This window comes from Stenotrophomonas sp. 78350_Sma, assembly GCF_056482105.1.
Map to the genome: position 1 here is coordinate 3,836,913 of NZ_CM151182.1, position 23,192 is coordinate 3,860,104.

At 67.3% G+C, this 23,192-nt stretch carries 18 protein-coding genes; 13 read left to right on the forward strand and 5 right to left on the reverse strand.

The features are described 5' to 3' along the window. Positions 1-254: 254 nt before the first annotated feature. Positions 255-1,973, reverse strand: coding sequence for a gamma-glutamyltransferase (gene ggt, locus ACZK4H_RS17735; protein ID WP_099555192.1), 1,719 nt, complete (start codon positions 1,971-1,973; stop codon positions 255-257). Between the two features lie 708 nt (positions 1,974-2,681). On the opposite strand from ggt, the gene ilvC reads away from it, so the two are divergent. The 9 genes from ilvC (at position 2,682) to leuB (ending at position 12,334) form a co-directional block, all read left to right on the forward strand. Further along, complete coding sequence (gene ilvC, locus ACZK4H_RS17740; protein ID WP_099555194.1) at positions 2,682-3,656, forward strand: ketol-acid reductoisomerase; 975 nt, start codon at positions 2,682-2,684, stop codon at positions 3,654-3,656. Positions 3,657-3,693: 37 nt separating this feature from the next. Then, a complete protein-coding gene (gene ilvG, locus ACZK4H_RS17745) occupies positions 3,694-5,430 on the forward strand; it encodes an acetolactate synthase 2 catalytic subunit (RefSeq protein WP_099555196.1) in 1,737 nt (578 codons plus the stop codon). Beyond that, on the forward strand, positions 5,414-5,665 hold the full coding sequence (locus tag ACZK4H_RS17750) for an ACT domain-containing protein (RefSeq protein WP_049445555.1): 252 nt from the start codon (positions 5,414-5,416) through the stop codon (positions 5,663-5,665). The genes ilvG and ACZK4H_RS17750 overlap by 17 nt, the downstream gene beginning before the upstream one ends. Positions 5,666-5,761: 96 nt before the next feature. Then, entirely contained in the window at positions 5,762-6,853 is a 1,092-nt protein-coding gene (locus ACZK4H_RS17755) for a threonine dehydratase (protein ID WP_099555198.1), read from the forward strand. Beyond that, on the forward strand, positions 6,850-8,436 hold the full coding sequence (locus tag ACZK4H_RS17760) for a 2-isopropylmalate synthase (protein WP_142806696.1): 1,587 nt from the start codon (positions 6,850-6,852) through the stop codon (positions 8,434-8,436). Before ACZK4H_RS17755 ends, ACZK4H_RS17760 begins: the two co-directional genes overlap by 4 nt. A gap of 10 nt (positions 8,437-8,446) precedes the next feature. Next, a complete protein-coding gene (locus ACZK4H_RS17765; RefSeq protein ID WP_099551977.1) occupies positions 8,447-9,226 on the forward strand; it encodes a class I SAM-dependent methyltransferase in 780 nt (259 codons plus the stop codon). Between the two features lie 60 nt (positions 9,227-9,286). Continuing rightward, a complete protein-coding gene (gene leuC, locus ACZK4H_RS17770) occupies positions 9,287-10,705 on the forward strand; it encodes a 3-isopropylmalate dehydratase large subunit (protein ID WP_099551978.1) in 1,419 nt (472 codons plus the stop codon). Continuing rightward, the gene (gene leuD, locus ACZK4H_RS17775; protein WP_065200767.1) at positions 10,705-11,283 is read left to right on the forward strand and encodes a 3-isopropylmalate dehydratase small subunit; all 579 of its coding nucleotides are present in this window, start codon (positions 10,705-10,707) and stop codon (positions 11,281-11,283) included. Before leuC ends, leuD begins: the two co-directional genes overlap by 1 nt. Continuing rightward, positions 11,273-12,334, forward strand: a complete 1,062-nt coding sequence (leuB, locus tag ACZK4H_RS17780; RefSeq protein ID WP_099603911.1) for a 3-isopropylmalate dehydrogenase — start codon at positions 11,273-11,275, stop codon at positions 12,332-12,334. The genes leuD and leuB overlap by 11 nt, the downstream gene beginning before the upstream one ends. 205 nt (positions 12,335-12,539) lie before the next feature. Here leuB and ACZK4H_RS17785 read toward each other — a convergent pair whose 3' ends face one another. After that, a complete protein-coding gene (locus ACZK4H_RS17785) occupies positions 12,540-13,313 on the reverse strand; it encodes an SDR family oxidoreductase (protein ID WP_099551980.1) in 774 nt (257 codons plus the stop codon). A gap of 117 nt (positions 13,314-13,430) precedes the next feature. On the opposite strand from ACZK4H_RS17785, the gene ACZK4H_RS17790 reads away from it, so the two are divergent. Then, positions 13,431-14,336: a LysR family transcriptional regulator gene (locus tag ACZK4H_RS17790; protein WP_099551981.1), complete on the forward strand. Its 906-nt coding sequence runs from the start codon at positions 13,431-13,433 to the stop codon at positions 14,334-14,336. A 285-nt stretch (positions 14,337-14,621) separates the two neighbouring features. On the opposite strand, the gene ACZK4H_RS17795 is transcribed toward ACZK4H_RS17790, so the two are convergent. Together ACZK4H_RS17795 and ACZK4H_RS17800 are read right to left on the reverse strand one after the other, a co-directional pair. Beyond that, entirely contained in the window at positions 14,622-17,783 is a 3,162-nt protein-coding gene (locus ACZK4H_RS17795) for an efflux RND transporter permease subunit (RefSeq protein ID WP_099551982.1), read from the reverse strand. Positions 17,784-17,787: 4 nt separating this feature from the next. Continuing rightward, positions 17,788-18,918, reverse strand: coding sequence for an efflux RND transporter periplasmic adaptor subunit (locus ACZK4H_RS17800; protein WP_099551983.1), 1,131 nt, complete (start codon positions 18,916-18,918; stop codon positions 17,788-17,790). A 119-nt stretch (positions 18,919-19,037) separates the two neighbouring features. Here ACZK4H_RS17800 and ACZK4H_RS17805 point away from each other — a divergent pair, with 119 nt between their 5' ends. From ACZK4H_RS17805 to ACZK4H_RS17815, 3 genes are all read left to right on the forward strand, one after another. Beyond that, the gene (locus ACZK4H_RS17805) at positions 19,038-19,718 is read left to right on the forward strand and encodes a TetR/AcrR family transcriptional regulator (RefSeq protein WP_099551984.1); all 681 of its coding nucleotides are present in this window, start codon (positions 19,038-19,040) and stop codon (positions 19,716-19,718) included. Positions 19,719-19,854: 136 nt separating this feature from the next. Continuing rightward, a complete protein-coding gene (locus ACZK4H_RS17810) occupies positions 19,855-20,502 on the forward strand; it encodes a protein-L-isoaspartate O-methyltransferase family protein (RefSeq protein ID WP_049398378.1) in 648 nt (215 codons plus the stop codon). Positions 20,503-20,518: 16 nt separating this feature from the next. Beyond that, positions 20,519-21,877: a TolC family outer membrane protein gene (locus ACZK4H_RS17815; protein WP_099551985.1), complete on the forward strand. Its 1,359-nt coding sequence runs from the start codon at positions 20,519-20,521 to the stop codon at positions 21,875-21,877. An 87-nt stretch (positions 21,878-21,964) separates the two neighbouring features. On the opposite strand, the gene ACZK4H_RS17820 is transcribed toward ACZK4H_RS17815, so the two are convergent. Then, on the reverse strand, positions 21,965-23,185 hold the full coding sequence (locus ACZK4H_RS17820; RefSeq protein WP_099551986.1) for an amino acid transporter: 1,221 nt from the start codon (positions 23,183-23,185) through the stop codon (positions 21,965-21,967). Positions 23,186-23,192 lie beyond the last annotated feature (7 nt).

A 23,192-nucleotide genomic window follows, 5' to 3' on the forward strand; every position in this document is an offset into this window, starting at 1 on the left:
CGGAAACTGTCAGGGGCCGGGCGGGTGGGCTGGGCGGGGGTGTCAGCCGCATGGGCCCGAGGCATGCCTCGGGCGGGTTGGGCAGGACGCCCAACCCCGGTCTTGCCGTGTGCGCAGGACAGCGCACACGAGCAAGCGGCTGCCAAGCCTGCAGGGACGGATTCACGGCGTCCCCCGACCAGCCCACCCGCCCGGCCAAGCCTCATATCACTGCCATCACCGCAGAGGGGGCTCAGCCCGGTGGCCGGGAAACCTCAATACCCCGCTGCCTGCCCATCCTTGCGACTCTCCGAAGCACCGTAATACACCCCGGTCTCAGGATCACGCATGATTGCCTGGTAGCCGCCATACGGGCCGTCGGCAAACACGATGCGATGCCCCTTGCGCATCAGCGCGCGCACCGTCTCGTACGGGAAGCCGGTTTCCAGATTCACTTCACCACCGTCGGTCATCGCCGTGGCCTGGCCGGTCGGTTCGGTTGAGCCTTCATGCTGGATGCGCGGTGCATCGCCGGCTTCCTGCAGGTTCATCCCGAAGTCCACCAGGTTCATCACGATCTGCGCGTGGCCCTGCGGCTGCATCGCGCCCCCCATCACGCCGAAGCTGGCATACGGCTTGCCGCCCTTGGTGATGAAGGCCGGAATGATGGTCTGGAACGGGCGCTTGCCCGGCGCGTAGCCGTTGGGATGGTTCTTCTGCAGCACGAACATCTCGCCACGATCCTGCAGGATGAAGCCCAGCCCGGGCGGCGCCATGCCGCTACCCATGCCGCGGTAGTTGGACTGGATCAGCGACACCATCATGCCGTCGGCGTCGGCCACGGTCATGTAGATCGTGTCGCCCTCTTCCAGCTGCTTCGGCGTGCCCGGCTGCACTTCCTTCAACGCCTTGTCCATCGAGATCAGCGCGCGGCGCTGCGCGGCGTACTCCTTGGAGATCAGCTTCTGCACCGGCGCCGGCTGGAACGCCATGTCGGCGTAGAAGCGTGCGCGGTCGGCGAAGGCCAGCTTCTTCGCTTCAACGAACAGGTGTACATGCTCCGGTGAACCGAACGGGATTTTCGAGAAGTCGTAGCCTTCCAGCACGTTGAGGATCTGCAGCGCGGCAATGCCCTGGCTGTTCGGCGGCAGTTCCCACACGTCGTAGCCACGGTAGTTGCTGCTGACCGGCTCGACCCATTCACCGCGGTGGTCGGCCAGGTCCTGGTAACTCAGGTAGCCGCCGTTGGCCTTGAAGTAGTCGCCGATGGTGTGGGCGATCTCGCCCTTGTAGAAAGCATCACGGCCGCCGTCGGCGATCTTCTGCAGGGTGCTGGCCAGGTTCGGGTTCTTCCACATCTCGCCCTTGCGCGGGGCGTGGCCGTTGATCGTGAACTGCTCCTTGAAGCCCGGGTACTGCGACAGCTTCGGCACCGAGCGGTCCCAGTAGTAGGCGATCACTTCGGCCACCGGGTGGCCCTCGCGTGCGTAGCGGATGGCCGGCGCCAGGTTGTCGGCCATCGGCTTGCGGCCGAAGCGATCATGCAGGGCGAACCAGCCATCGACCGCGCCTGGCACGGAGACCGGCAGCGGGCCGGTGGCTGGGATCTCCTTCAGACCACGGCGCTGGAACTCGGCCAGGGTGAGCGATTTCGGCGAGCGGCCCGAGCCGTTGTAGCCATAGAGCTTCTGTGTCTTTGGGTCCCAGACGATGGCGAACAGGTCGCCGCCGATGCCGTTGCCAGTGGGCTCCATCAGACCGAGCGCGGCGTTGGCGGCAATGGCCGCGTCCACCGCCGAACCACCACTCTTCATCACGTCCAGCGCTATCTGGGTGGCCAGTGGCTGCGAGGTAGCGGCCATCGCATGTGGAGCGATCACCTCCGAACGGGTAGCGAAGGTATGGCCGGTGATGCGGTCGGCGGCAAGGGACAGCGCGGGCACGGTGGCCAGCACGGCGGCGGCAAGCAGGGAACGGGCAAGGCGTCGGGACACGGTCGGGTTCCGATGGAAGGGTGGTTCCCCGATCTTCACCGCTGTGGCCTTCACGCGGTATCGGGCAGAGGTCATGGGCGCCTTGAGATCCCGGCGGGAGCGGGCGGGGGGCGGCTGTCGACAGATTCCTGCGAGCGCGGACACAACAGCCCCTCATTCCCGCGCAAAAGACCCACCGAAAAGACTGAATTCCGGTTCACCAAAACACTTTCAGCGGCAACCATCCTTGTGCCGCAAGCGATTGCGCTGGATGCAGCGGAAACCGATAAAAAATCCGTCGCCAGGGTTGACACCGCCGAAATGGCTGTGTTTCTCTCGATCACATGTTGCATCACAACACGCCACCGCGAACCCACATTGAAGCCGCCGACACCGGCGCCGCCTCGCTGCGTTCGATTCTTGTGCTCGTACTTATTACCCAACCAACAGGTGCGGGACGAGCCAGCGTGTAAGCAACAAACACACCGGAACTCATCAAAAACCCGCACCCGCCCCGGTGCGGGTTTTTTCATTTCAGGACCTGGTTTCAGACGCAACCACCATGCACACCGCCAACTTCAAAACCCGGACCCACACCACCGCGACGCCTCGTGGCGGATGTTCGCGTGCGATGCATGGCACCTCCCCCACCGCTTTCCCCTGACCGGCCGGCACGTCACCTCGACGACCGGCCGTTCTTTTTTCTTCCCACCGCAAGGAACCTCCCCCATGAGCACCAACGACCTGCCCCAGACCAAGATCGCCGTCATCGGCTACGGCAGCCAGGGCCGCGCCCACGCACTGAACCTGCGCGAATCCGGCTTCGACGTGGTGGTAGGCCTGCGTCCGGGCGGCCCGACCGAGGTCAAGGCACAGGCCGACGGCTTCACCGTGAAAGCGCCGGCCGATGCAGTAAAGGATGCAGACCTGGTCGCCGTGCTGACCCCGGACATGGTGCAGAAGAAGCTCTACGACGACGTGCTGGCTGCAAACATGAAACAGGGGGCGGTGCTGTTGTTCGCGCACGGCCTGAACGTGCACTTCGACATGATCAAGCCGCGCGAAGACCTGGACGTGGTGCTGGTCGCGCCCAAGGGCCCGGGTGCGCTGGTGCGCCGCGAGTACGAGATCGGCCGTGGCGTGCCGTGCATCTGGGCCGTGTACCAGGACAAGAGCGGCAAGGCTGCCGAGTACGCGCTGGCCTATGCCGGTGGCCTGGGCGGTGCCCGCGCCAACCTGATCCAGACCACCTTCAAGGAAGAGACCGAGACCGATCTGTTCGGCGAGCAGGCCGTGCTGTGCGGCGGTGCCTCGGCGCTGGTGCAGGCCGGTTTCGAGACCCTGGTCGAAGCCGGATACCAGCCGGAGATCGCCTACTACGAAGTACTGCACGAGCTGAAGCTGATCGTCGACCTGTTCTATGAAGGCGGCATCTCGCGCATGTTGGAGTTCATCTCCGAGACCGCGCAGTACGGTGACTACGTCAGCGGCCCGCGCGTGATCGATGCCGGCACCAAGGCGCGCATGAAGGAAGTGCTGAAGGACATCCAGGACGGCACCTTCACCAAGAACTGGGTAGCCGAGTACGAAGCGGGCCTGCCGAACTACAACAGGTTCAAGCAGGCCGACCTGGAACACCCGATCGAGAAGGTAGGCAAGGAACTGCGCGCCAAGATGGTCTGGTTGCAAGGTCAAGCCGCGTAACAACGCGGCACCCCCACCCGCTCTGCAAGGTTCCCCCATGAACTCTCCCACACACCGCAGCACGCCGCCCAACGGCGCGCGCTGGCTGACCCAGGCGCTGGAGGCCGAGGGCGTCCGCACGCTGTTCGGCTATCCCGGCGGCACCATCATGCCGTTCTACGACGCGCTGGTGGACTCGTCGCTGAAGCACATTCTGGTACGCCATGAGCAGGGTGCGGCGTTGGCTGCCAATGGCTTCGCCCGCGCCAGCGGCCAGGTCGGTGTCTGCGTGGCCACCTCCGGCCCGGGCGCTTCGAACCTGGTCACCGGCATCGCCGACGCGATGCTGGATTCGGTGCCGATGGTCTGCATCACCGGCCAGGTCGGCACGTCGCTGCTGGGCACCGATGCCTTCCAGGAGCTGGATGTGTTCGGCCTGACGATGCCGATCGTCAAGCACAGCTGGCTGGTGCGCAGCGTCGATGACCTGCCGCGCGTGGTGGCCGATGCCTTCCGTATTGCCCGCGAAGGCCGCCCCGGCCCGGTGCTGATCGACCTGCCCAAGGACGTGCAGCTGGCCGATGCCAGCCATCTGCCGGTGCATGTGCCGAGCAGCATCGAACCGCCGCCGGCGCCGGCCGACGCGGCCATCGCCGAGGCCATCGCCGCGCTGGCGGCAGCCGAGAAGCCGGTGGTCTACGCCGGTGGCGGCATCGCGCTGGGTGACGCCGTGCAGGACCTGCGCGACTTCGTCGAAGCCAGCGCGATTCCCACCGTGATGACCCTGCGCGGCCTGGGTGCACTGCCGGCCAGTCATCCGCAGTCGCTGGGCATGCTGGGCATGCACGGCACCCGCGCGGCCAACATGGCGGTGCAGGAAAGTGACCTGCTGCTGGTGCTGGGTGCGCGTTTCGATGACCGTGCCACCGGCAAGCTGGCCGAGTTCGCACCGTTCGCCCGCGTCGTCCACATCGATGCGGACGCGTACGAGATCTCCAAGCTGCGCAGTGCCGATGTCGCCGTGCCCGGCAATGTCGGTCACGCCATCCGCGCCCTGCGTGCGGCCTTCCCCTCCCCCAAGGCCCACCAGGACGCATGGCGCAAGCGCTGTGCGCAGCACCGCGATCGCTTCGCCGCCCGCTACGACGCACCAGGCCAGCACATCTACGCACCGGCGCTGCTGAAGCGCCTGAGCGAGCTGGCCCCGGCCGATGCGGTGATCGCCTGCGATGTCGGCCAGCACCAGATGTGGGTGGCGCAGCATTGCCGCTTCAACCACCCCCGCAACCACCTGACCAGTGGCGCGCTGGGCACCATGGGCTTCGGCTTGCCGGCAGCGATGGGCGCGCAGTTCGCCTGCCCGGAGCGCACGGTGGTGCTGGTGTCCGGCGACGGCAGCTTCATGATGAACGTGCAGGAGCTGGCCACCATCGCCCGCTGCCGCCTGCCGGTGAAGATCGTGCTGCTGGACAACAGTTCGCTGGGCATGGTGCGGCAGTGGCAGGAGCTGTTCTTCGCCGAGCGCTACAGCGAGATCGATCTGTCCGACAACCCGGACTTCGTGGCACTGGCGCAGGTGTTCGGCATCGCCGCCACCCGCATCGACAACCGCGACGACGTGGAAGGCGGCCTGGCCGCGCTGCTGGCCGAACCGGGCCCGGCGCTGCTGCACGTGGCCATCGATGCACGCGCCAACGTGTGGCCGCTGGTGCCGCCGAACACTGCCAACAGCACGATGCTGGAAAGCAACCCCGCCCATGCCCGCCAGGAGACCCCCAATGCAATACCGGCTTGACCTGGTGCTGCACCCGGCCGAAGGCGCGCTGCTGCGCGTGATCGGCATGGCCGAACGCCGCGGCTTCGCGCCGCGCGCGATCAGCGGCGCGCCGGTGGCCGCCGACGATGGCCGCTGGCACCTGCAGCTGGTGGTGGACGGCCAGCGCCCGGCGGAAACGCTGTGCCGGCAGATCGAGAAGATCTACGACTGCGTGTCCGTGCAGGTCACCGCCGTGGAAGGAGTAGCCCCATGAACACCCGTACCGTAGCGACCACGGTGCCGGTACGGAGGCGTCTTCTTCGTCGCCCGTGCCCGCATGCGGCGGTCGCCCGCACCCCGCGGGTGGCCCATGCCGGCCGCTGACACCAGCCAGGAAAGCGATGTCGGTGACGTAAGCGTTGCCGATGTCCTGGCAGCGCAGGCCCGCCTGCGCCGCTTCCTGCCGCCCACCCCGCTGCACCATGCCGAGCGCTTCGGCACCTGGCTGAAGCTGGAGAACCTGCAGCGCACCGGTTCCTACAAGGTACGCGGCGCATTGAACGCGCTGTTGGCCGGTCGTGAGCGCGGTGACAACCGTCCGGTGATTTGCGCTTCGGCCGGCAACCACGCCCAGGGCGTGGCGTGGGCGGCCTATCGCCTGGACGTGCCCGCGATCACCGTGATGCCGCACGGTGCCCCGGCCACCAAGATCGCCGGCGTCGCCCATTGGGGCGCGACCGTGCGCCAGCACGGCACCAGCTATGACGAGGCCTACGCCTTCGCGGTAGAACTGGCGCAACGCCATGGCTACCGCTTCCTGTCCGCGTTCGACGATGCCGATGTGATTGCCGGCCAGGGCACGGTCGGCATCGAGCTGGCCGCGCACGCGCCGGACGTGGTGATCGTGCCGATCGGTGGCGGCGGCCTGGCCTCCGGCGTTGCACTGGCACTGAAATCACAGGGCGTACGCGTAGTCGGCGCGCAGGTGGAAGGCGTTGATTCGATGGCACGCGCGATCCGCGGCGACGTGCGCGAGGTCGCCCCCGTCGCCTCGCTGGCCGACGGCGTGCGGGTGAAGATTCCCGGCTTCCTGACCCGCCGCCTGTGCACGTCGCTGCTGGACGATGTGGTGATCGTGCGCGAAGCCGAACTGCGCGAAACCCTGGTCCGGCTGGCACTGGAAGAACACATCATCGCCGAGGGCGCCGGTGCGCTGGCGCTGGCTGCTGGCCGCCGCGTCGCGGGCCGCCGCAAGTGCGCGGTGGTCTCCGGCGGAAACATCGATGCCGGCGTCCTGGCCGGCCTGCTGACCGACATCCGACCGCGCCCGCCGCGCAAGCCACGGCGAAGGCGCAGCGAAACACCCCGCTCGCCCGCCAAGGCCAGCGCGCCGCCCTCCCCCACCTCTTCCCCTTCCCACCTGCAAGCCGCAACGCCCGCTGTCGAGGAGATTTCCCTGTGACCACCATCGAACGAATTACCACCCCGCGCATCCGCATCTTCGACACCACCCTGCGTGACGGCGAGCAGTCCCCCGGCTGCAGCATGAGCCCGCCGCAGAAGCTGGTGATGGCGCGTGCGCTGGACGAACTGGGCGTGGACATCATCGAGACCGGCTTCCCGGCCAGCTCGCAGTCCGACCGCGAGGCGATGGCACTGATCGGCCGCGAACTGCGCCGCCCGAGCCTGAGCCTGGCGGTGCTGTCACGCTGCCTGCAGGCCGACATCGAAACTTCCGCACGCGCTCTGGAAGCCGCGGTCAACCCGCGTCTGCACGTGTTCCTGTCGACCAGCCCGCTGCACCGCGAGCACAAGCTGCGGATGACCCGCGAGCAGGTGCTGGAGTCGGTACGCAAGCACGTAGCGCTGGCCCGTTCCTACATCGACGATGTCGAATTCTCGGCCGAGGATGCCACCCGCACCGAGCTGGATTATCTGATCGAAGTATCGCGCGTGGCGATCGCCGCCGGCGCCACCACCATCAACCTGCCCGATACCGTCGGCTTCACGACGCCGGAGGAAATCCGCGCGATGTTCCAGCAGGTCATCGCCGGCGTCGCCGACGTGCCCAATGCCGCCAACGTGATCTTCAGCGCGCACTGCCACAACGACCTGGGCCTGGCCGTGGCCAACTCGCTGGCCGCCATCGAAGGCGGCGCGCGCCAGGTCGAGTGCACCATCAACGGCATCGGTGAACGCGCCGGCAACTGCTCGCTGGAAGAAATCGCCATGGTGCTGAAGGTGCGCCAGGCCTTCTACGAGCAGGACACCGCGATCAACACTCCGCGCATCGTCGGCACCTCGCAGCTGCTGCAGCGCCTGGTCGGCATGCCGGTACAGCGCAACAAGGCGATCGTCGGCGCCAATGCCTTCGCCCACGAATCGGGCATCCACCAGCACGGCATGCTGCGTCATCGCGGCACCTACGAAATCATGCGTCCGGAAGACGTGGGCTGGGAAGACTCGCAGATGGTGCTGGGCCGCCACAGTGGCCGCGCCGCTGTTGAAGCGCGCCTGCGTGCGCTGGGCTTCTGGCTGGACGAAGACGAACTGAAGCTGGTGTTCGAGCAGTTCAAGGGCCTGTGCGAGCAGCAGCGCGTGGTCACCGATGCCGACCTGCAGACGCTGATGCAGGGCGGCTCCAACGCACAGGGCTACCGCCTGGCGTCGATGACCATCAGTGATGTTGGCAGCCGCGCCAACGCGCTGGTCGAACTGTCCGATCCGGACGGCAACCGCGTGGCCGAGACCGCGCAGGGCGACGGCCCGGTCGATGCGCTGTTCGGCGCGCTGTCGGCCGCCACCGGCGTGCAGCTGATGCTGGACAGCTACCACGTGCACAGCGTCGGCATCGGCGCCGATGCACGTGGCGAAGCCAACCTGAGCGTGCGCCACGAGGGCGTGGAGTACGACGGCACCGGCACCAGCAAGGACATCATCGAAGCGTCCGCGCTGGCCTGGCTGGATGTCGCCAACCGCCTGCTGCGCCAGCGCCAGGCCGCCGCCCACAGCAGCACCGACGTTCCCACCCCCGCCACCGCCTGAGGAACCTGCCATGAGCGCCTTCGACACCCCCACCCCGGCCAGCGCCGCTGGCCAGCAGTGGAACGCCCAGGACTATGCGATCGATGCCGGCTTCGTGCCGCTGCTCGGCGGCGCGGTGGCGCGCCTGCTCGATCCGCGCGCCGGTGAGCGCATCCTCGACCTGGGTTGTGGCGATGGCGTACTCAGCACCGAGCTGGCGCTGAGCGGCGCACGCATCCACGGTGTGGATGCCTCGCCGGAACTGGTGATCGCCGCCCGTGCGCGCGGTGTCGACGCGCAGGTGATGGACGGCCACGCGCTGTCGTTCGACAGCACGTTCGATGCGGTGTTCAGCAATGCGGCATTGCATTGGATGACGACTCCGGACCGCGTGCTGGAAGGCGTGCGCCGTGCCCTGCGCCCCGGAGGCCGTTTCGTCGCCGAGTTCGGCGGCCATGGCAACGTGGCCACGATCATCGCGGCGGTACAGGCCGCACGCGTGGCTCATGGCCACGGCGCCAGCGCGTTCCAGTGGTACTTCCCGACGGCCGATGCCTACGCCGACCGCCTGCGCCAGCATGGCTTCCAGGTGCAGCTGATCGAGTGCACGCCACGCCCTACCGCATTGCCGACCGGTGTGGCCGGCTGGCTGCGGGTATTCGCCGCACCACTGCTGGACGACCTGCCGGCCGAGGCACGCGCCACCGTGCGCGAGGCCGCCGCTGCTCTGCTGGCCGAGCTGCCGCGCAATGCCGCGGGTCAGCCGCTGGCCGACTACGTGCGCCTGCGGGTCCTCGCCCGCCGTCGCTGACATGACCTTTTCGCTATCTTTCCTGATGTCCGCACCTTCGTACTTCTGCCAGGCACACGCATGACTTCCGCACCCCGCACCCTGTACGACAAACTGTGGGACGCCCACGTGGTGGTTCCCGAATCCGACAGCGCGCCCGCCGTGCTGTACATCGACCTGCACCTGATCCACGAGGTCACCTCGCCGCAGGCGTTCACCGAGCTGCGCGAACGCGGTCTGTCGCCGCGCCGCCCGGACCGCACCAAGGCGACGATGGATCACTCCACGCCGACCCTGCCGGCCGCAGCCGACGGCACGCTGCCCTATGCCAGCGCCGCCTCCGAGGCACAGGTCGCCACGCTGGCACGCAACTGCGCCGAGCACGGCATCGAGCTGTTCGACATGGCTTCGGACAACCGCGGCATCGTCCACGTGATCGCGCCGGAACAGGGCTTCACACAGCCGGGCATGACCATCGTCTGCGGCGACAGCCATACCTCCACCCACGGTGCGTTCGGTTCGCTGGCCTTCGGCATCGGCACCAGCGAAGTCGGCCACGTGCTGGCCACGCAGTGCCTGCTGCAGCGCAAGGCGAAGACATTCGCGATCACCGTTGATGGTCTGCTGGCGCCTGGCGTCGGCGCCAAGGACGTGGTGCTGCACATCATCGGCGTGATCGGCGTCAACGGTGGCACCGGCCACGTCATCGAGTTCCGTGGCAGCACCATCGAAGCGATGACCATGGAACAGCGCATGACCCTGTGCAACATGTCGATCGAAGCCGGCGCACGTGCCGGCATGGTGGCGCCGGACCAGGTCACCTTCGACTTCGTTGCCCGTACGCCGCGTGGCCCCAAGGGCGCCGACTTCGACGCCGCCGTCGCACGCTGGCAGCAGCTGCGCAGCGATGACGGCGCACGCTTCGACAGCGAAGTGCACATCGACGCCGCCGACATCCGCCCGACCCTGACCTGGGGCACGCATCCGGGTACCGCCATCGCGGTGGATGCGCCGATCCCCGCCGCCAACGATGCGGCCGCACAGAAGGGCCTGGACTACATGCACTTCCAGTCGGGCAAAGCGCTGGCCGGTACCCCGGTGGACGTGGTGTTCGTCGGCTCGTGCACCAACGGCCGCCTGAGCGACATGCGCGAAGTGGCGCAGGTACTGCGCGGTCGTCGCGTCGCCGAGCGGGTGCGCATGCTGGTGGTGCCGGGCTCGGAGATCGTCAAGCGCGAGGCCGAGGCCGAAGGCATCCACGAGATCGTGCGCGCGGCCGGTGCCGAGTGGCGCGAGCCGGGCTGCTCGATGTGCATCGCCATGAACGGTGACCTGGTTGCACCCGGCCAGCTGGCCGTCAGCACCAGCAACCGCAATTTTGAAGGCCGCCAGGGCCCCGGTTCGCGCACGTTGCTGGCCTCGCCGATGAGCGCCGCGTGGGCCGCCGTGAACGGGCACGTTGCCGATACCCGCGAACTGTTCGCACAGGAGGTGGCGTGATGGCCGGTTTCCGTACCCTGACCTCGGCCAGCGTGGTGCTGCGCCAGACCAACATCGACACCGACCAGATCATCCCGGCGCGGTTCCTGTCCACCACCGAGCGCGCCGGCCTGGGCCGCAACGCGTTCAATGACTGGCGCTGGCAGGCCGACGGTTCGCCGGTGGCCGACTTCGCCTTCAACCAGCCGCACAACGCCGGCCGCAGCATCCTGCTGGCAGGCCGCAACTTCGGCTGCGGCTCCTCGCGCGAACATGCGCCGTGGGCGCTGACCGATCTGGGCCTGCGCGCCATCGTCAGCAGCGAGATCGCCGACATCTTCCGCGGCAACTCGCTGAAGAACGGCCTGCTGCCGATCGTGCTGGACGAGGCTGACGTACAGGCGCTGATGCAACGCCCGGACGACGAGCTGACCATCGACGTGGCTACGCGCGAACTGCGAACTCCGGACGGCCGCGTCTATTCCTTCCCGCTGGATGGCTTCTCGCAGACCTGCCTGCTGGAAGGTGTCGACCAGTTGGGGTATCTGTTGGGCCGTGTCCCTGAAATCGAACGTTACGAGAGTGAGCATGCACGCTGAAATTGTTGTCCTGCCCGGTGATGGCATCGGCCCGGAAGTGGCCGCCGCGGCAGTGGCCGTCCTGAAGGCCGTCGCCGAACGCTTCAACCACACCTTCACCTTCAGCGAGCACGACATTGGTGGCGTCGCCATCGACCGTCATGGCGATCCGCTGCCCACCACCACGTTGACCGCCTGCCAGGCCGCCAACGCCGTACTGCTGGGCGCGGTTGGCGGCCCGAAGTGGTCCGACCCCAATGCCAAGGTGCGCCCGGAACAGGGCCTGCTGGCGATCCGCAAGGCGCTGGGCCTGTACGCCAACCTGCGTCCGGTGCGTACCCATGAAGCCGCACTGCACGCTTCGCCGATCAAGGCCGAGCTGCTGCAGGGCGTGGACTTCGTGGTGGTGCGCGAACTGACCGGCGGCATCTACTTCGGCGACAAGACCCGCGACGCCGACAGCGCCAGCGACCTGTGCCGCTACACCGTGGCCGAGATCGAGCGCGTGCTGCGCAGTGCCTTCCGCCTGGCCCAGCAGCGCCGCGGCAAGGTCACCTCGGTGGACAAGGCCAACGTGCTGGAGACCTCGCGCCTGTGGCGTGACGTGGCCGCGCGCATCGGCCGCGAGGAGTTCCCGGACGTTGCGCTGGAGCATCAGCTGGTTGATTCGATGGCCATGCACCTGCTGGCCAAGCCGCGCGAGTACGATGTGATCGTGACCGAGAACATGTTCGGCGACATCCTCACCGATGAAGCCTCGATGCTGGCCGGCTCGCTGGGCCTGCTGCCATCGGCCTCGCTGGGCGAACCCGGCGCGGTCGGCATCTACGAGCCGATCCACGGTTCGGCCCCGGACATCGCCGGCAAGGGCATCGCCAACCCCTACGCGACGATCTTCAGCGCCGCCATGCTGCTGCGCCATTCGCTGGGCCTGGAAGACGAGGCCGCCGCGGTGGAAGCCGCTGTGCATGCGGTGCTGGATGACGGGGTGTTCACCGCCGACCTCGCGGCCAAGGGCCAGGCCGTCAGCACCGCCGCCGCCACCGACGCGGTGCTGGCCAAACTCAACTGATCCGATAGCGCCACGCCATGCGTGGCGGCCTTTCCTTCGGACATTGCGCGCAGCCACCCATGGGGTGGCTCTACTGTAGATCCACGCCATGCGTGGATCGTTCGAATCTCGCGCGGTAGATCCACGCCATGCGTGGATGCAGCCATCCGTGCCAACCAGGGTTGGCACCCACCACCGCAGTAGAGCTACGCCACGCGTGGCTGGATTATTTGGTGGTGTACCCACCATTGACCAGAATGGTCTGCCCGGTCATCCACCAACCATCGGTGACCAGGAAGCGGATCCACGGCACGATGTCGGCGATGTCGGTCAGGCCGGTCCGGGTGAACGCCGACAACGCCGCTGCTGTCTTGTGATACGCCTGCGCATCGGCACTCTCGGCCGGATAGAAGAACGGCGTGTCCATCGGGCCGGGCCCGATCGCAGTCACCGAGATGCCGCGTTCACCGAACTCCTTCGATGCCGCGCGGGTGAAATGCTCGACCGGCGCCTTGGTGCCGGCATAGCTGGAATAGAACGGCGTGAACGCGCCCAGCAGTGAGGTGACCAGGGTGCAGATGCGGCCGCCGTCGTTGACGTGGCGGCCGGCTTCCTTGAGGAAGAAGAACGCCGCCTTGGCGTTGACCGCGCTCATCTCGTCGTACTCCGCTTCGCTGATGTCCAGCAGCGGCTTCTTCAGTACCTTGCCCACCGTGTTGATGGCGATGTCGGGACGGCCGACCGCTGCCACGGCATCGGCGAACAAGCGCTCCATCGCTGCGGCCGACGTCAGGTCGCCCTGCAGGGCCACCGCCTTGCTGCCGGCAGCCTGCACGGCGGCGACGGTCGCCTCTGCATCGGCCTGGGTAGCGGCGCTGTTGTAGTGGATGACGATGGCCTTGGCACCCTGTGCGGCGAAGTCGCGGGCGATCAGTCCGCCCAGGTTCTTGGCACCACCGGCGATCAGTACGGTCTTGCCCTTGAGGGAATGGTCGGTCATGGCTTCGGTCTCGGGAGGGGGCTGCCCGGGGTGGCAACCCTGCCCTGACGACGATATCGTGCAGAAAATGCGGATAAAGCCCGCCACATTAACTTAACTTTCCAGAGCCAGCGAACAATGGACCGGATCGATCGCTTCCGCATCTTCACCCGGGTCGTGGAGTGCGCCAGCTTCACCCGCGCCGCCGACCAGCTCGGCCTGCCCCGCTCCACCGTCTCGGCGGCGATCGCGGAGCTGGAACAGCGGCTTGGCACCCGCCTGCTGCAGCGCTCGACCCGCCGGGTGTCCACCACCCATGATGGCGACGTGTTCCATGCCCGCTGCCTGCGCCTGATCGCCGAAGTCGAAGACGCCGAAACCCTGTTCCGCCAGGACGACGCGCAGCCGATGGGCCTGCTGAAGATCGATGTACCCAGCCGCATCGGCCGTCGCATCATCGCTCCGGCGCTGCCTGGGTTCTTCGCGCAGTATCCGCAGGTGGAAGTCGACCTTGGCATGACCGACCGCGCGGTGAACCTGATCGAAGACGGTTGCGATGCGGTGTTGCGGGTCGGCCAGCTGGGCGATTCCAGCCTGGTGGCGCGCACGCTGGGCCAGCTCGACTTCGTCAACGTCGCCGCGCCGGCGTACCTGCGTGAACACGGCACTCCGCAGCAGCCTGCCGACCTGCAGCAGCACCGCGCAGTGAACTACGCCTCGCCGACCACGGCGCGGGTTGAACCGTGGGAGTGGCAGGAGGGCACGCAGCTGCGCACATTGCCGATGCCCGGCTGGGTGCGGGTGAACAGTGCAGAAGCGTCGATCGCGTGCTGTGTGGCCGGGCTGGGGCTTTTGCAGATTCCGCGCTACGACGTGCAGGCCGAACTGCAGTCAGGCGCATTGGTGGAGGTGATGCCGCAGCATGTAGCGCAGCGCTTGCCGGTGACTCTGTTGCAACCGCATCGGCAACACCGCGCACAACGCGTGCAGGTGTTCATCGAATGGCTGCTGCCGGTGCTGCGGAGCGGCCTGCAGCTGCAGTAGATCCACGCCATGCGTGGATGCGTGCGCAAGTCAAAGTCCAGCTGCAGTAGATCCACGCCGTGCGTGGATGCATGCGTCAGTGCCAACCAAGGTTGGCACCTACCAGGGCAAAGACCTGCTCCAGTAGATCCACGCCATGCGTGGATGCATGCCGCAGTGCCAACCAAGGTTGGCACCTACCAGGGCAAAGACCTGCTCCAGTAGATCCACGCCATGCGTGGATGCATGCCGCAGTGCCAACCAAGGTTGGCACCTACCAGGGCGGTGGCCGCAGAACCCGGGGCATCACGCCCCGGATTCATCCGGCTTCACCCGGAACCACGCCGCGTACAGCGCCGGCAGGAACACCAGGGTCAGCACCGTGCCCACGATCAGGCCGCCCATGATCGAGATCGCCATCGAGCCATAGAACGCGCTGCGCGACAGCGGAATCATCGCCAGCACCGCCGCCAGCGCGGTCAGAACGATCGGGCGGAAACGGCGCACCGTGGCATCGATGATCGAATGCCAGCGGTCATGCCCGGCGTCGATGTCCTGCTGGATCTGGTCGATCAGGATCACCGAGTTGCGCATGATCATGCCGGCCAGTGCGATCGTGCCCAGCAGCGCAACGAAGCCGAACGGCGCGCGGAACAGCAGCAGGAACAGGGTCGCACCGATGATGCCCAGCGGCGCGGTCACCAGCACCATCGCCGCACGCGAGAAGCTGCGCAGCTGCAGCATCAGCAGCGTGGCCACCACCACCAGGAACAGCGGCATGCCGGCCTTGATCGAGTTCTGGCCACGTGCCGAATCCTCCACGGTACCGCCTGTTTCCAGCAGGTAACCGTTCGGCAGCTCGGCACGGATGCCGTCCAGCGTCGGCAGGATCTGATGCACCACGTCCAGCGGCTGCATGCCATCGCTGATGTCGGCACGCACGGTCACCGTCGGCAGGCGGTTGCGGTGCCAGATGATGCCGTCCTCGAAGCCATACTCCATCGTCGCCACCTGCGACAGCGTGATGCTGCCACCATTGGCGGTCGGCATCGACAGGCTGGACAGCAGCTCCAGCTGGTTGCGCTCGTCGGCCGGCCCGCGCAGCAGCATCTCGATCTGGCGGTTGCCTTCGCGGTACACGCTCACCGACTGCCCGGCCAGCGAACTGGACAGGAACTGACTGACCTGGGCACTGCTCACGCCCAGCGCGCGGGCGCGCTCCTGGTCGATCACCAGCCGCACCACCTTGCTCGGCTCGCTCCAGTCCAGGTTGACGTTCATCACGTGCGGGTTCCCGCGCACTTTGGCCTCGACCTGGCGCGCGATCGCCTGCACCTTCTCGATGTGCTCGCCGGAGATGCGCATCTGCACCGGATAGCCGACCGGCGGGCCGTTCTCCAGGCGGGTCACGCGCATCTGCACGTCCGGGAACTTCGGAATCACTTCGTGCAGCAGCCAGTCACGGGTGCTTTCGCGCGATTTGATGTCCTTGGCCAGCACCACGAACTGGGCGAAGTTGGTCGCCGGCAGCTGCTGGTCCAGCGGCAGGTAGAAGCGCGGCGAACCGGTGCCCACGTAGGACACGTAGTTGGCGATGCCCTCGCGGCTGGACAGCAGCTTCTCCAGCTTCTCGGCCTGGGCCTGGGTCGAGCGCAGCGACGCGCCCTCGGCCAACTCGATGTCCACCATCAGTTCCGGCCGGGTCGAATCCGGGAAGAACTGCTGCGGCACGAAGCGGAACATCATCAGCGAGAACACGAACAGGGCGATGGTCGCGGCAATCACCCACCAGCGATGACGCAGGCAGGTGTCGAGGAAGCGCCGGAAGCTGCGGTAGAACGGGCGCTGGTACGGATCATGGTCGTGCCCGTGCTGCGGCGGTGCGATCAGGTTGGCCAGCGCCGGATAACGGTCGGCCCACTGCTGGCGCTTGGCGTGCCAGCGCGCGGACAGGCTGCCCGGCTTCGGCGGCTGCGGATTGAACAGGTCCGGCAGCATCTTGTCGCCCAGGTACGGGATGAACAGCACCGCCGCGATCCACGACACCACCAGCGCGATGGTCACCACCTGGAACAGCGAGCGGGTGTACTCACCCGTGCTCGATGCCGCGGTAGCGATCGGCAGGAAGCCGGCCGCAGTAATCAGCGTACCGGTCAACATCGGGAACGCAGTCGACTCCCAGGCGAAGCTGGCCGCACGCAGGCGGTCGTAACCCTGCTCCATCTTGGTGGCCATCATCTCCACCGCGATGATCGCATCGTCCACCAGCAGGCCCAGCGCCAGCACCAGCGCGCCCAGCGAAATCTTGTGCAGGCCGATGTCGAAGTAGTGCATGACGAAGAAGGTCATCGCCAGCACCAGCGGGATGGTCACGCCCACCACCAGGCCGGTGCGCAGGCCCAGCGAGAAGAAGCTGACCAGCAGCACGATCACCACTGCCTCGGTCAGCACCTGCACGAACTCGCCGACCGATTCCTCCACCGACTGAGGCTGATCGGACACCTTGCGCAGCTGCATCCCCGCCGGCAGGGTCTTCTGCAGGCGCTCGAACTCGGCATCCAGGTTGGCGCCCAGCTTGAGGATGTCACCGCCGTCCTTCATGGCAACAGCCAGGCCGATCGCCTCTTCGCCCATGAAGCGCATCTTCGGCGACGCCGGATCGGCGAAACCGCGCTTGACCTCGGCGATGTCGCCCAGGTGCACGGTGCGGTCACCGGCGCGGATCGGGAACTGGCGGATCGCTTCGATATCATTGAACTGGCCGGTCACGCGCAGCTGCACGCGATCGGTGGCGGTCTCGAAGAAGCTGGTGCCGGTCACCGCGTTCTGGTCGGCCAGCGCCTGCTGCACCTGCTGCATCGACACCCCCAGCGTGGCCAGGCGCGTGTTGGACAGTTCGATCCACACCTTCTCGTCCTGCAGGCCGACCAGGTCGATCTTGCCGACGTCGGGCACGCGCTGCAGTTCCAGCTGGATGCGGTCGGCGTAATCACGCATCACCGCATAGTCGAAGCCCTTGCCGGTCAACGCATAGATGTTGCCGTAGGTGTCACCGAACTCGTCGTTGAAGAACGGACCGACGATTTCGCGCGGCAGCGTCGGGCGAATGTCGCCCACACGCTTGCGCACCTGGTACCAGAGGTCGGGGATCTGCTTGGACCGCAGGCTGTCGCGCGCCATGAAGATGATCTGCGACTCGCCCGGCCGCGAGTACGAGCGGATGAACTCGTACTCGCCGGTGTTCATCAGCGCCTTCTCGAGCGGCTCGGTCACCTGCCGCGAGACCTGTTCGGCGGTGGCACCCGGCCACAGCGTGCGCACCACCATCGCCTTGAAGGTGAACGGTGGGTCCTCGGACTGGCCCAGATGCTTGTACGACCATGCACCGATCAGCGCGAACGCCAGCATCGCGAACAGCACCAGGGGTCGGTTGGCCAGTGCCCACTCGGAGAGATTGAAACGGCGCACCGGCTTACTCCTTGGCCTTGGCGGCAGCCGCCGGCGCGGCCGGCTTCAGCACCGGGCGGTTCTGCCGGTCCACGGCGATCACCGGCTGGCCGGCGCGCAGCAGGTGGCCACCGGCGGCAACCACCCAGTCACCCGCGTTCACGCCGGACAGCACCGGCACGGTCTCGCTGCCAAACGCACCAGTGGTGACCGCTGCGGCCTTCAGCGTGCTGTTGGCCGGATCGACCAGCCACACGCTGGCGGTACCGTTGGCACCGCGCTGCAGCGCGCCCAGCGGCAGCTGCAGGGTGCCGTGGCGGCCGGCACTGCTGTAGACGCGTGCGCTCTGGCCCAGTTCGACATCGGCCAGCGCATCGGCGGCCAGGCTGACGCGGGTGGCATAGGTGCGTGCCTGCGGATCGGCGGCGGCAGCGATCTCGCGGATCGTGCCCGGCAGGCGCTGGCCAGGGCGGTTCCACAGTTCCACCTCCACCGGCTGGCCGACCGCGTAGTCGCGGATGGTGGCTTCAGGCAGGTCGATCAGCACTTCGCGGCCACCGTCGGCGGCCAGGTTGAAAATGGTCTGTCCGGCGGACACCACCTGCCCGGCCTCGGCCTCGCGGCTGGCGATCACGCCGTCAGCCGGTGCGCGCAGCTGCGCGTAGTCGGCCTGGTTGCGCAGCACATCGAGGTTGGCGCGGGCGGCGTTGGCCTGGCCCTGCGCCGCCTTGAAGGCGGCGGACTGCTGGTCCAGCTGCGAACGGCTGACCAGTTGCTGGTCGGCCAGCACCTGGTAGCGCTTGAGGTCGTCGCGGGCACGCACCAGGTCGGCTTCCGCCGCGGCCAGCTGCGCCTGCGAAGCGCGGGCCTGCAGTGCGAAGTCGGCTGCATCCAGTTCGGCCAGCACGTCGCCCTTCTTCACCCGCTGACCGGCATCGACATGGCGCTTGACCAGGTTGCCACCGACGCGGAACGACAGCGGGCTTTCCTGGCGGGCACGCACCGTGCCCGGGAACGCCGCCGGGGCCTGCCCGGCCTGTTCGCCAGGGTGAACCACCAGTACCGGTACGGCCGCCTGTGGCGCCTGTTCCTGTCCCGAACAGGCTGCCAGCGCAGCCACCCACACCATACCGCCCATCCAGCGCACGATCTTCATCGGTCAACGTCCTGAAAACGCAGGGTTGCAACTAAGGGGGGAGCCGCGACTGCCGGCCCAATTTAATAAACCGGCCGGTATAGTATAAATATCGAACCGCTTGGTCTAGTATTGTCGCGATGAGTTCTCCCACTTCCCGCAAGCCGTCGGCCAAGCCCGCTGCCAAGGCCGCCGGACCCGGGCGTCCCAAGGACCTCGGCAAGCGCGCGGCGATCCTTGAAGCAGCCAAGGTACTGTTCATCGAACAGGGCTATACCGGCGTGAGCATGGACGCCATTGCCGCCCAGGCCGGCGTCTCGAAACTGACCGTGTACAGCCACTTCGGCGACAAGGAAACCCTGTTCTCCGAGGCCGTGCAGTCAAAATGCATTGAAATGCTGCCCGATGCCCTGTTCGTGGCCGACGCGGACGGCCCGCTGCGCGACCAGCTGATCGGCATCGGCCTGGCCTTCTTCGAGCTGATCACCTCCGATGCGGCGATCTCGATCCAGCGCATGATGATGGCGCCGGAGACCGACGAACGCCTGCGCGAGCTGTTCTGGCAGGCCGGTCCGGAACGCACCTGCGAGGCCCTGGCCGATTTCCTGCGCGCGCGCGGCGAACGCGGCGAGCTGCACATCCCCGACTATTACCTGGCCGGCCAGCAGTTCCTGACCCTGGTGAAGGGCGAGGTGCACATGCATATGATGTGCGGCATGCCACTGTCACCGGTGGAGTGCGACCCTCTTGCCCATGTGACCGCCAGCATCGACTTCTTCCTGCGCGCCTATGCGCCGCGAGGGGCCGAAACGGCTGAATAACCAAAACTGAACGAACCGGAGGTCGCGATGACTTCCGGCACTGCGACCCCGGCCACCCGGCAGCTGATGCTCTGGGCGCGCCGCCGGCCTCCGGCACCGGTAAAATGGCCGGCCCACTGCGCTGGATTTGAACCTCATGACGATTGATTACGCCCACGCCCGCGAACTGATGGTGGAACAGCAGATCCGTCCCTGGGACGTGCTGGACATCAAGGTGCTCGACGTCCTGGCCCGCCTGCCGCGCGAGGCCTTTGTCGCCGATGCACACCGGGCGCTGGCCTATGCCGATGTCGAACTGCCGATCGGCCATGGCCAGAAGATGATGAAGCCGGTCATCGAGGGCCGTACCCTGCAGGCACTGGATCTGCAGCCGGGTGACGAAGTGCTGGAAATCGGCACCGGCAGCGGCTTCCTGGCCGCCTGCATCGGCGCGCTGGCGCGCGACGTGCTGAGCCTGGAGATCGATCCGGAACTGGCCGCCGCCGCGCGTGCCCGCCTGGACGCTTCCGGCCTGGGCACCAACGTCCGCGTGGAAGTGGCTGACGCCCTGTCCTGGCAGACCGAACGCCGCTTTGACGTGATCTGTGTCACTGGTGCGGTCGACGTGGTGCCGTCACAGTTCGCCTCGTGGCTGCGTCCGGGCGGTCGCCTGTTCGTGATCCACGGCCGCTCGCCGGCGATGGAGGCCCTGCTGGTCAAGGCCGACGGCAGCACCGAGTCCCTGTTCGAGACTGATATCGATTACCTGCGCGGTGCCGCCCCGGCACCCCAGTTCCACCTCTGAGTCCAAGGAAGCCGCAATGATCCGCCGATCCCTCGCTGTTGCGCTGGCCACTGCCCTGCTGCCGTTGTCCGCCCATGCCGCCGACCTGCTGCAGGTCTACGAGATGGCGCGCAACGGCGACCCGCAGCTGTCCGCCGCCGAATCGACCCGGCTGGTCGACAAGGAAGGCGCCGTGCAGGCGCGCGCCGCCCTGCTGCCGCAGATCAACGGCCAGGCCACGCTCAACCGCACCCGCGCCGAGGCGGACCATGATGCCAATTCCGGCACGGTCACCAGCAAGCGCCGCAACTACACGATCGAGGGCAGCCAGACGCTGTTCAACTGGACCCAGATCAACAACCTGCGCTCGCAGCGCGAGCTGAGCAAGGCAGCGGACTTCACCCTCGATTCGGCCAACGACAGCCTGATCGTGCGCACCTCGGCGGCCTACTTCAACGTGTTGGTGGCGATCGAATCGCTGAACGCCGCACAGACCAATGAAGCGGCCGCGAAGAAGCAGTTCGACTTCGCCGACAAGCGCCTGGAAGTGGGCCTGGCGCCGATCACCGACGTGCACGAAGCCCGCGCCCAGTACGACCAGGCGCGCGCCAACACCATCGTTGCGCAGAACACCCTGGCCGATAACTACCAGGCCCTGACCGAACTGACCGGCCAGCCGGTGGTGAACCTGCGCGGCCTGCCGGCGGACTTCCGCCCGGAAGTGCCCGCCAACCGCGGCAACATCGATGAGCTGGTACACCAGGCCACGACCGGCAACCCCGCGCTGAAGGCCCAGGAACTGAAGGTCAGTGCCGCCGAAGCCGGTGTGCAGGCCGCCCGTGGCGGCCACTACCCCACCCTGTCGCTGGGCGGCAGCTGGGGCAAGAGCGCCACCTGGGGTGACAGCACCGGTGCCGGCTCGCTGTCGCCGGACGCGCGCACCAACAGCATCGGCCTGACCCTGAGCGTGCCGATCTTCGCTGGCGGTGCCACCCAGTCCAACGTGCGCCAGGCGCTGGCCCAGCGTGACATCGCCCAGGACGGCTACGAGCAGCAGAAGCGTGCCCTGGACCGGAACACCCGCAATGCCTACCAGACCCTGGTGCAGGGCATCAGCGAAGTGGAAGCCCGCCGCCTGGCGGTGGTCTCGGCGCAGAGTGCGTACGACGCGTCACAGGTTGGCCTGGAAGTCGGTACCCGTACCGTGCTGGATGTGATCCAGAACCAGCGCATCCTGTTCTCGGCGCAGCTGGACTACGCCCAGGCCCGCTACACCTTCCTGCAGAACCGCCTGCTGCTGAGCCAGTCGCTGGGTGCGCTGGACGTGGCCGAACTGCAGGACGTGAACCGCCTGCTGACCCAGGACGCGGGCAACCCGGCAACGACCACGCACTGAGTCGTCAGCCTGCCGGTCACGAAGAAGCCACCCGCGAGGGTGGCTTTTTTTGTTGGTCGCGCTACGGAAGCATGCATCCACCGACCGTCAGCCGGGCCAGACCCGCATCCGTTCGACGGCGGCCAGCAGACACAGGGCGATGGCGACGGGCGCCAGCACCGGCAGGGCGCGTGATCGTGGCGCCCCTCCGCGCAGCACGGCCAGGCACACGGCCCCCATCATCAACAGGCTTGCCGGGCCAGGCAATACCGGCAGGCTGCCCATTGGCGCCCACAGCGCCAGCAGTGCCGCCGACAGGACGACGACGACCGGCACCAGCCTCTCCCGGAAGCCCTGGGATTCGTCACCTGCCGTCGGCCACAGCTGTATCGCCAGCCGCGCAGCCAACATCAGCAACACCAGAACGAGCGCCGCCAACCCGGCCACTCCCGCAAGCGGCAGCAAGGGCATCATCCAGTCCAGCTGAGGGTGATGCTGCAGCGCCACCGACAGAGGGCGCGTGCTGGCCAAGGCCGGAAATTCAACCAGGCCAGCCTGCAACGCGGCCAGTACGATCAGCAGCACCATGGCCAGCAGCACGCACGCCAGCAGCAGCGGCGGCCATGCCCTGGCCTGCCTGCCGATGCCAGGAAATCCCAGCGCCAGGCCAACGGTGGCGAACACACCGAACAGCGGCACGCTCGCCGCCAGTACACCGCCGATCCCGAAGCGATAGGGTGCCGTTGCCGGCGGCAGCCATGGAATCCAGTACGCGTAGTGCACATGGCGGGCTGCAAGCACCAGCAACAGCAGGCCGATGCCGATCTTCACCGTCAGCAGCACGCAGGCAACCAGCACCACACGGTGTGGCCGCAGCAATCCGACCACGGCAAGCAGCAGCAGGCTGGCAGCAGCCATCAGTTGATCCGGCATCCCGTTGCCGGTCTCGATTCCACAACCGGCCAGCAGCGCATGCAGATGGCTGGCGATGGACTGCGCCACGCCAGCGGCAGTCACCGCCAGTTCCAGCAGCAGCGCGCTACCGAGCAGAACGGCCGGCACGCCTCCCCAACGGTCCCGCAACACGCCATGCAGGCCATCGGCGGTGGGCCATTGCTGGTTCAGGGCGTGCAGGCAGTACAGCAGCGGCCCCGTGCCCAGCGCGGCCAGCAGCAGGCTCAGGACGATGGCCGGGCCTGCCTGGGCTGCAGTGTGCTGGCCAACCAGCGCGACCACGCTGCCTCCCAGCAGCAGGGTCAGTGCCACCACCACAAGGCGATCGCCGTACCCGGGCTCATCGATGTCGTCGGGGCTGCTGTCGCTGTCCATCGCAAGT

Bases quoted from the DNA above. Each gene is read 5' to 3' on its own strand.
- ilvC (WP_099555194.1), top strand. From the start codon at position 2,682: ATGAGCACCAACGACCTGCCCCAGACCAAGATCGCCGTCATCGGCTAC.
- ilvG (WP_099555196.1), top strand. From the start codon at position 3,694: ATGAACTCTCCCACACACCGCAGCACGCCGCCCAACGGCGCGCGCTGG.
- ACZK4H_RS17750 (WP_049445555.1), top strand. From the start codon at position 5,414: ATGCAATACCGGCTTGACCTGGTGCTGCACCCGGCCGAAGGCGCGCTG.
- ACZK4H_RS17755 (WP_099555198.1), top strand. From the start codon at position 5,762: ATGCCGGCCGCTGACACCAGCCAGGAAAGCGATGTCGGTGACGTAAGC.
- ACZK4H_RS17765 (WP_099551977.1), top strand. From the start codon at position 8,447: ATGAGCGCCTTCGACACCCCCACCCCGGCCAGCGCCGCTGGCCAGCAG.
- leuC (WP_099551978.1), top strand. From the start codon at position 9,287: ATGACTTCCGCACCCCGCACCCTGTACGACAAACTGTGGGACGCCCAC.
- leuD (WP_065200767.1), top strand. From the start codon at position 10,705: ATGGCCGGTTTCCGTACCCTGACCTCGGCCAGCGTGGTGCTGCGCCAG.
- leuB (WP_099603911.1), top strand. From the start codon at position 11,273: ATGCACGCTGAAATTGTTGTCCTGCCCGGTGATGGCATCGGCCCGGAA.
- ACZK4H_RS17785 (WP_099551980.1), bottom strand. From the start codon at position 13,313: ATGACCGACCATTCCCTCAAGGGCAAGACCGTACTGATCGCCGGTGGT.
- ACZK4H_RS17790 (WP_099551981.1), top strand. From the start codon at position 13,431: ATGGACCGGATCGATCGCTTCCGCATCTTCACCCGGGTCGTGGAGTGC.
- ACZK4H_RS17800 (WP_099551983.1), bottom strand. From the start codon at position 18,918: ATGAAGATCGTGCGCTGGATGGGCGGTATGGTGTGGGTGGCTGCGCTG.
- ACZK4H_RS17805 (WP_099551984.1), top strand. From the start codon at position 19,038: ATGAGTTCTCCCACTTCCCGCAAGCCGTCGGCCAAGCCCGCTGCCAAG.
- ACZK4H_RS17810 (WP_049398378.1), top strand. From the start codon at position 19,855: ATGACGATTGATTACGCCCACGCCCGCGAACTGATGGTGGAACAGCAG.
- ACZK4H_RS17815 (WP_099551985.1), top strand. From the start codon at position 20,519: ATGATCCGCCGATCCCTCGCTGTTGCGCTGGCCACTGCCCTGCTGCCG.
- ACZK4H_RS17820 (WP_099551986.1), bottom strand. From the start codon at position 23,185: ATGGACAGCGACAGCAGCCCCGACGACATCGATGAGCCCGGGTACGGC.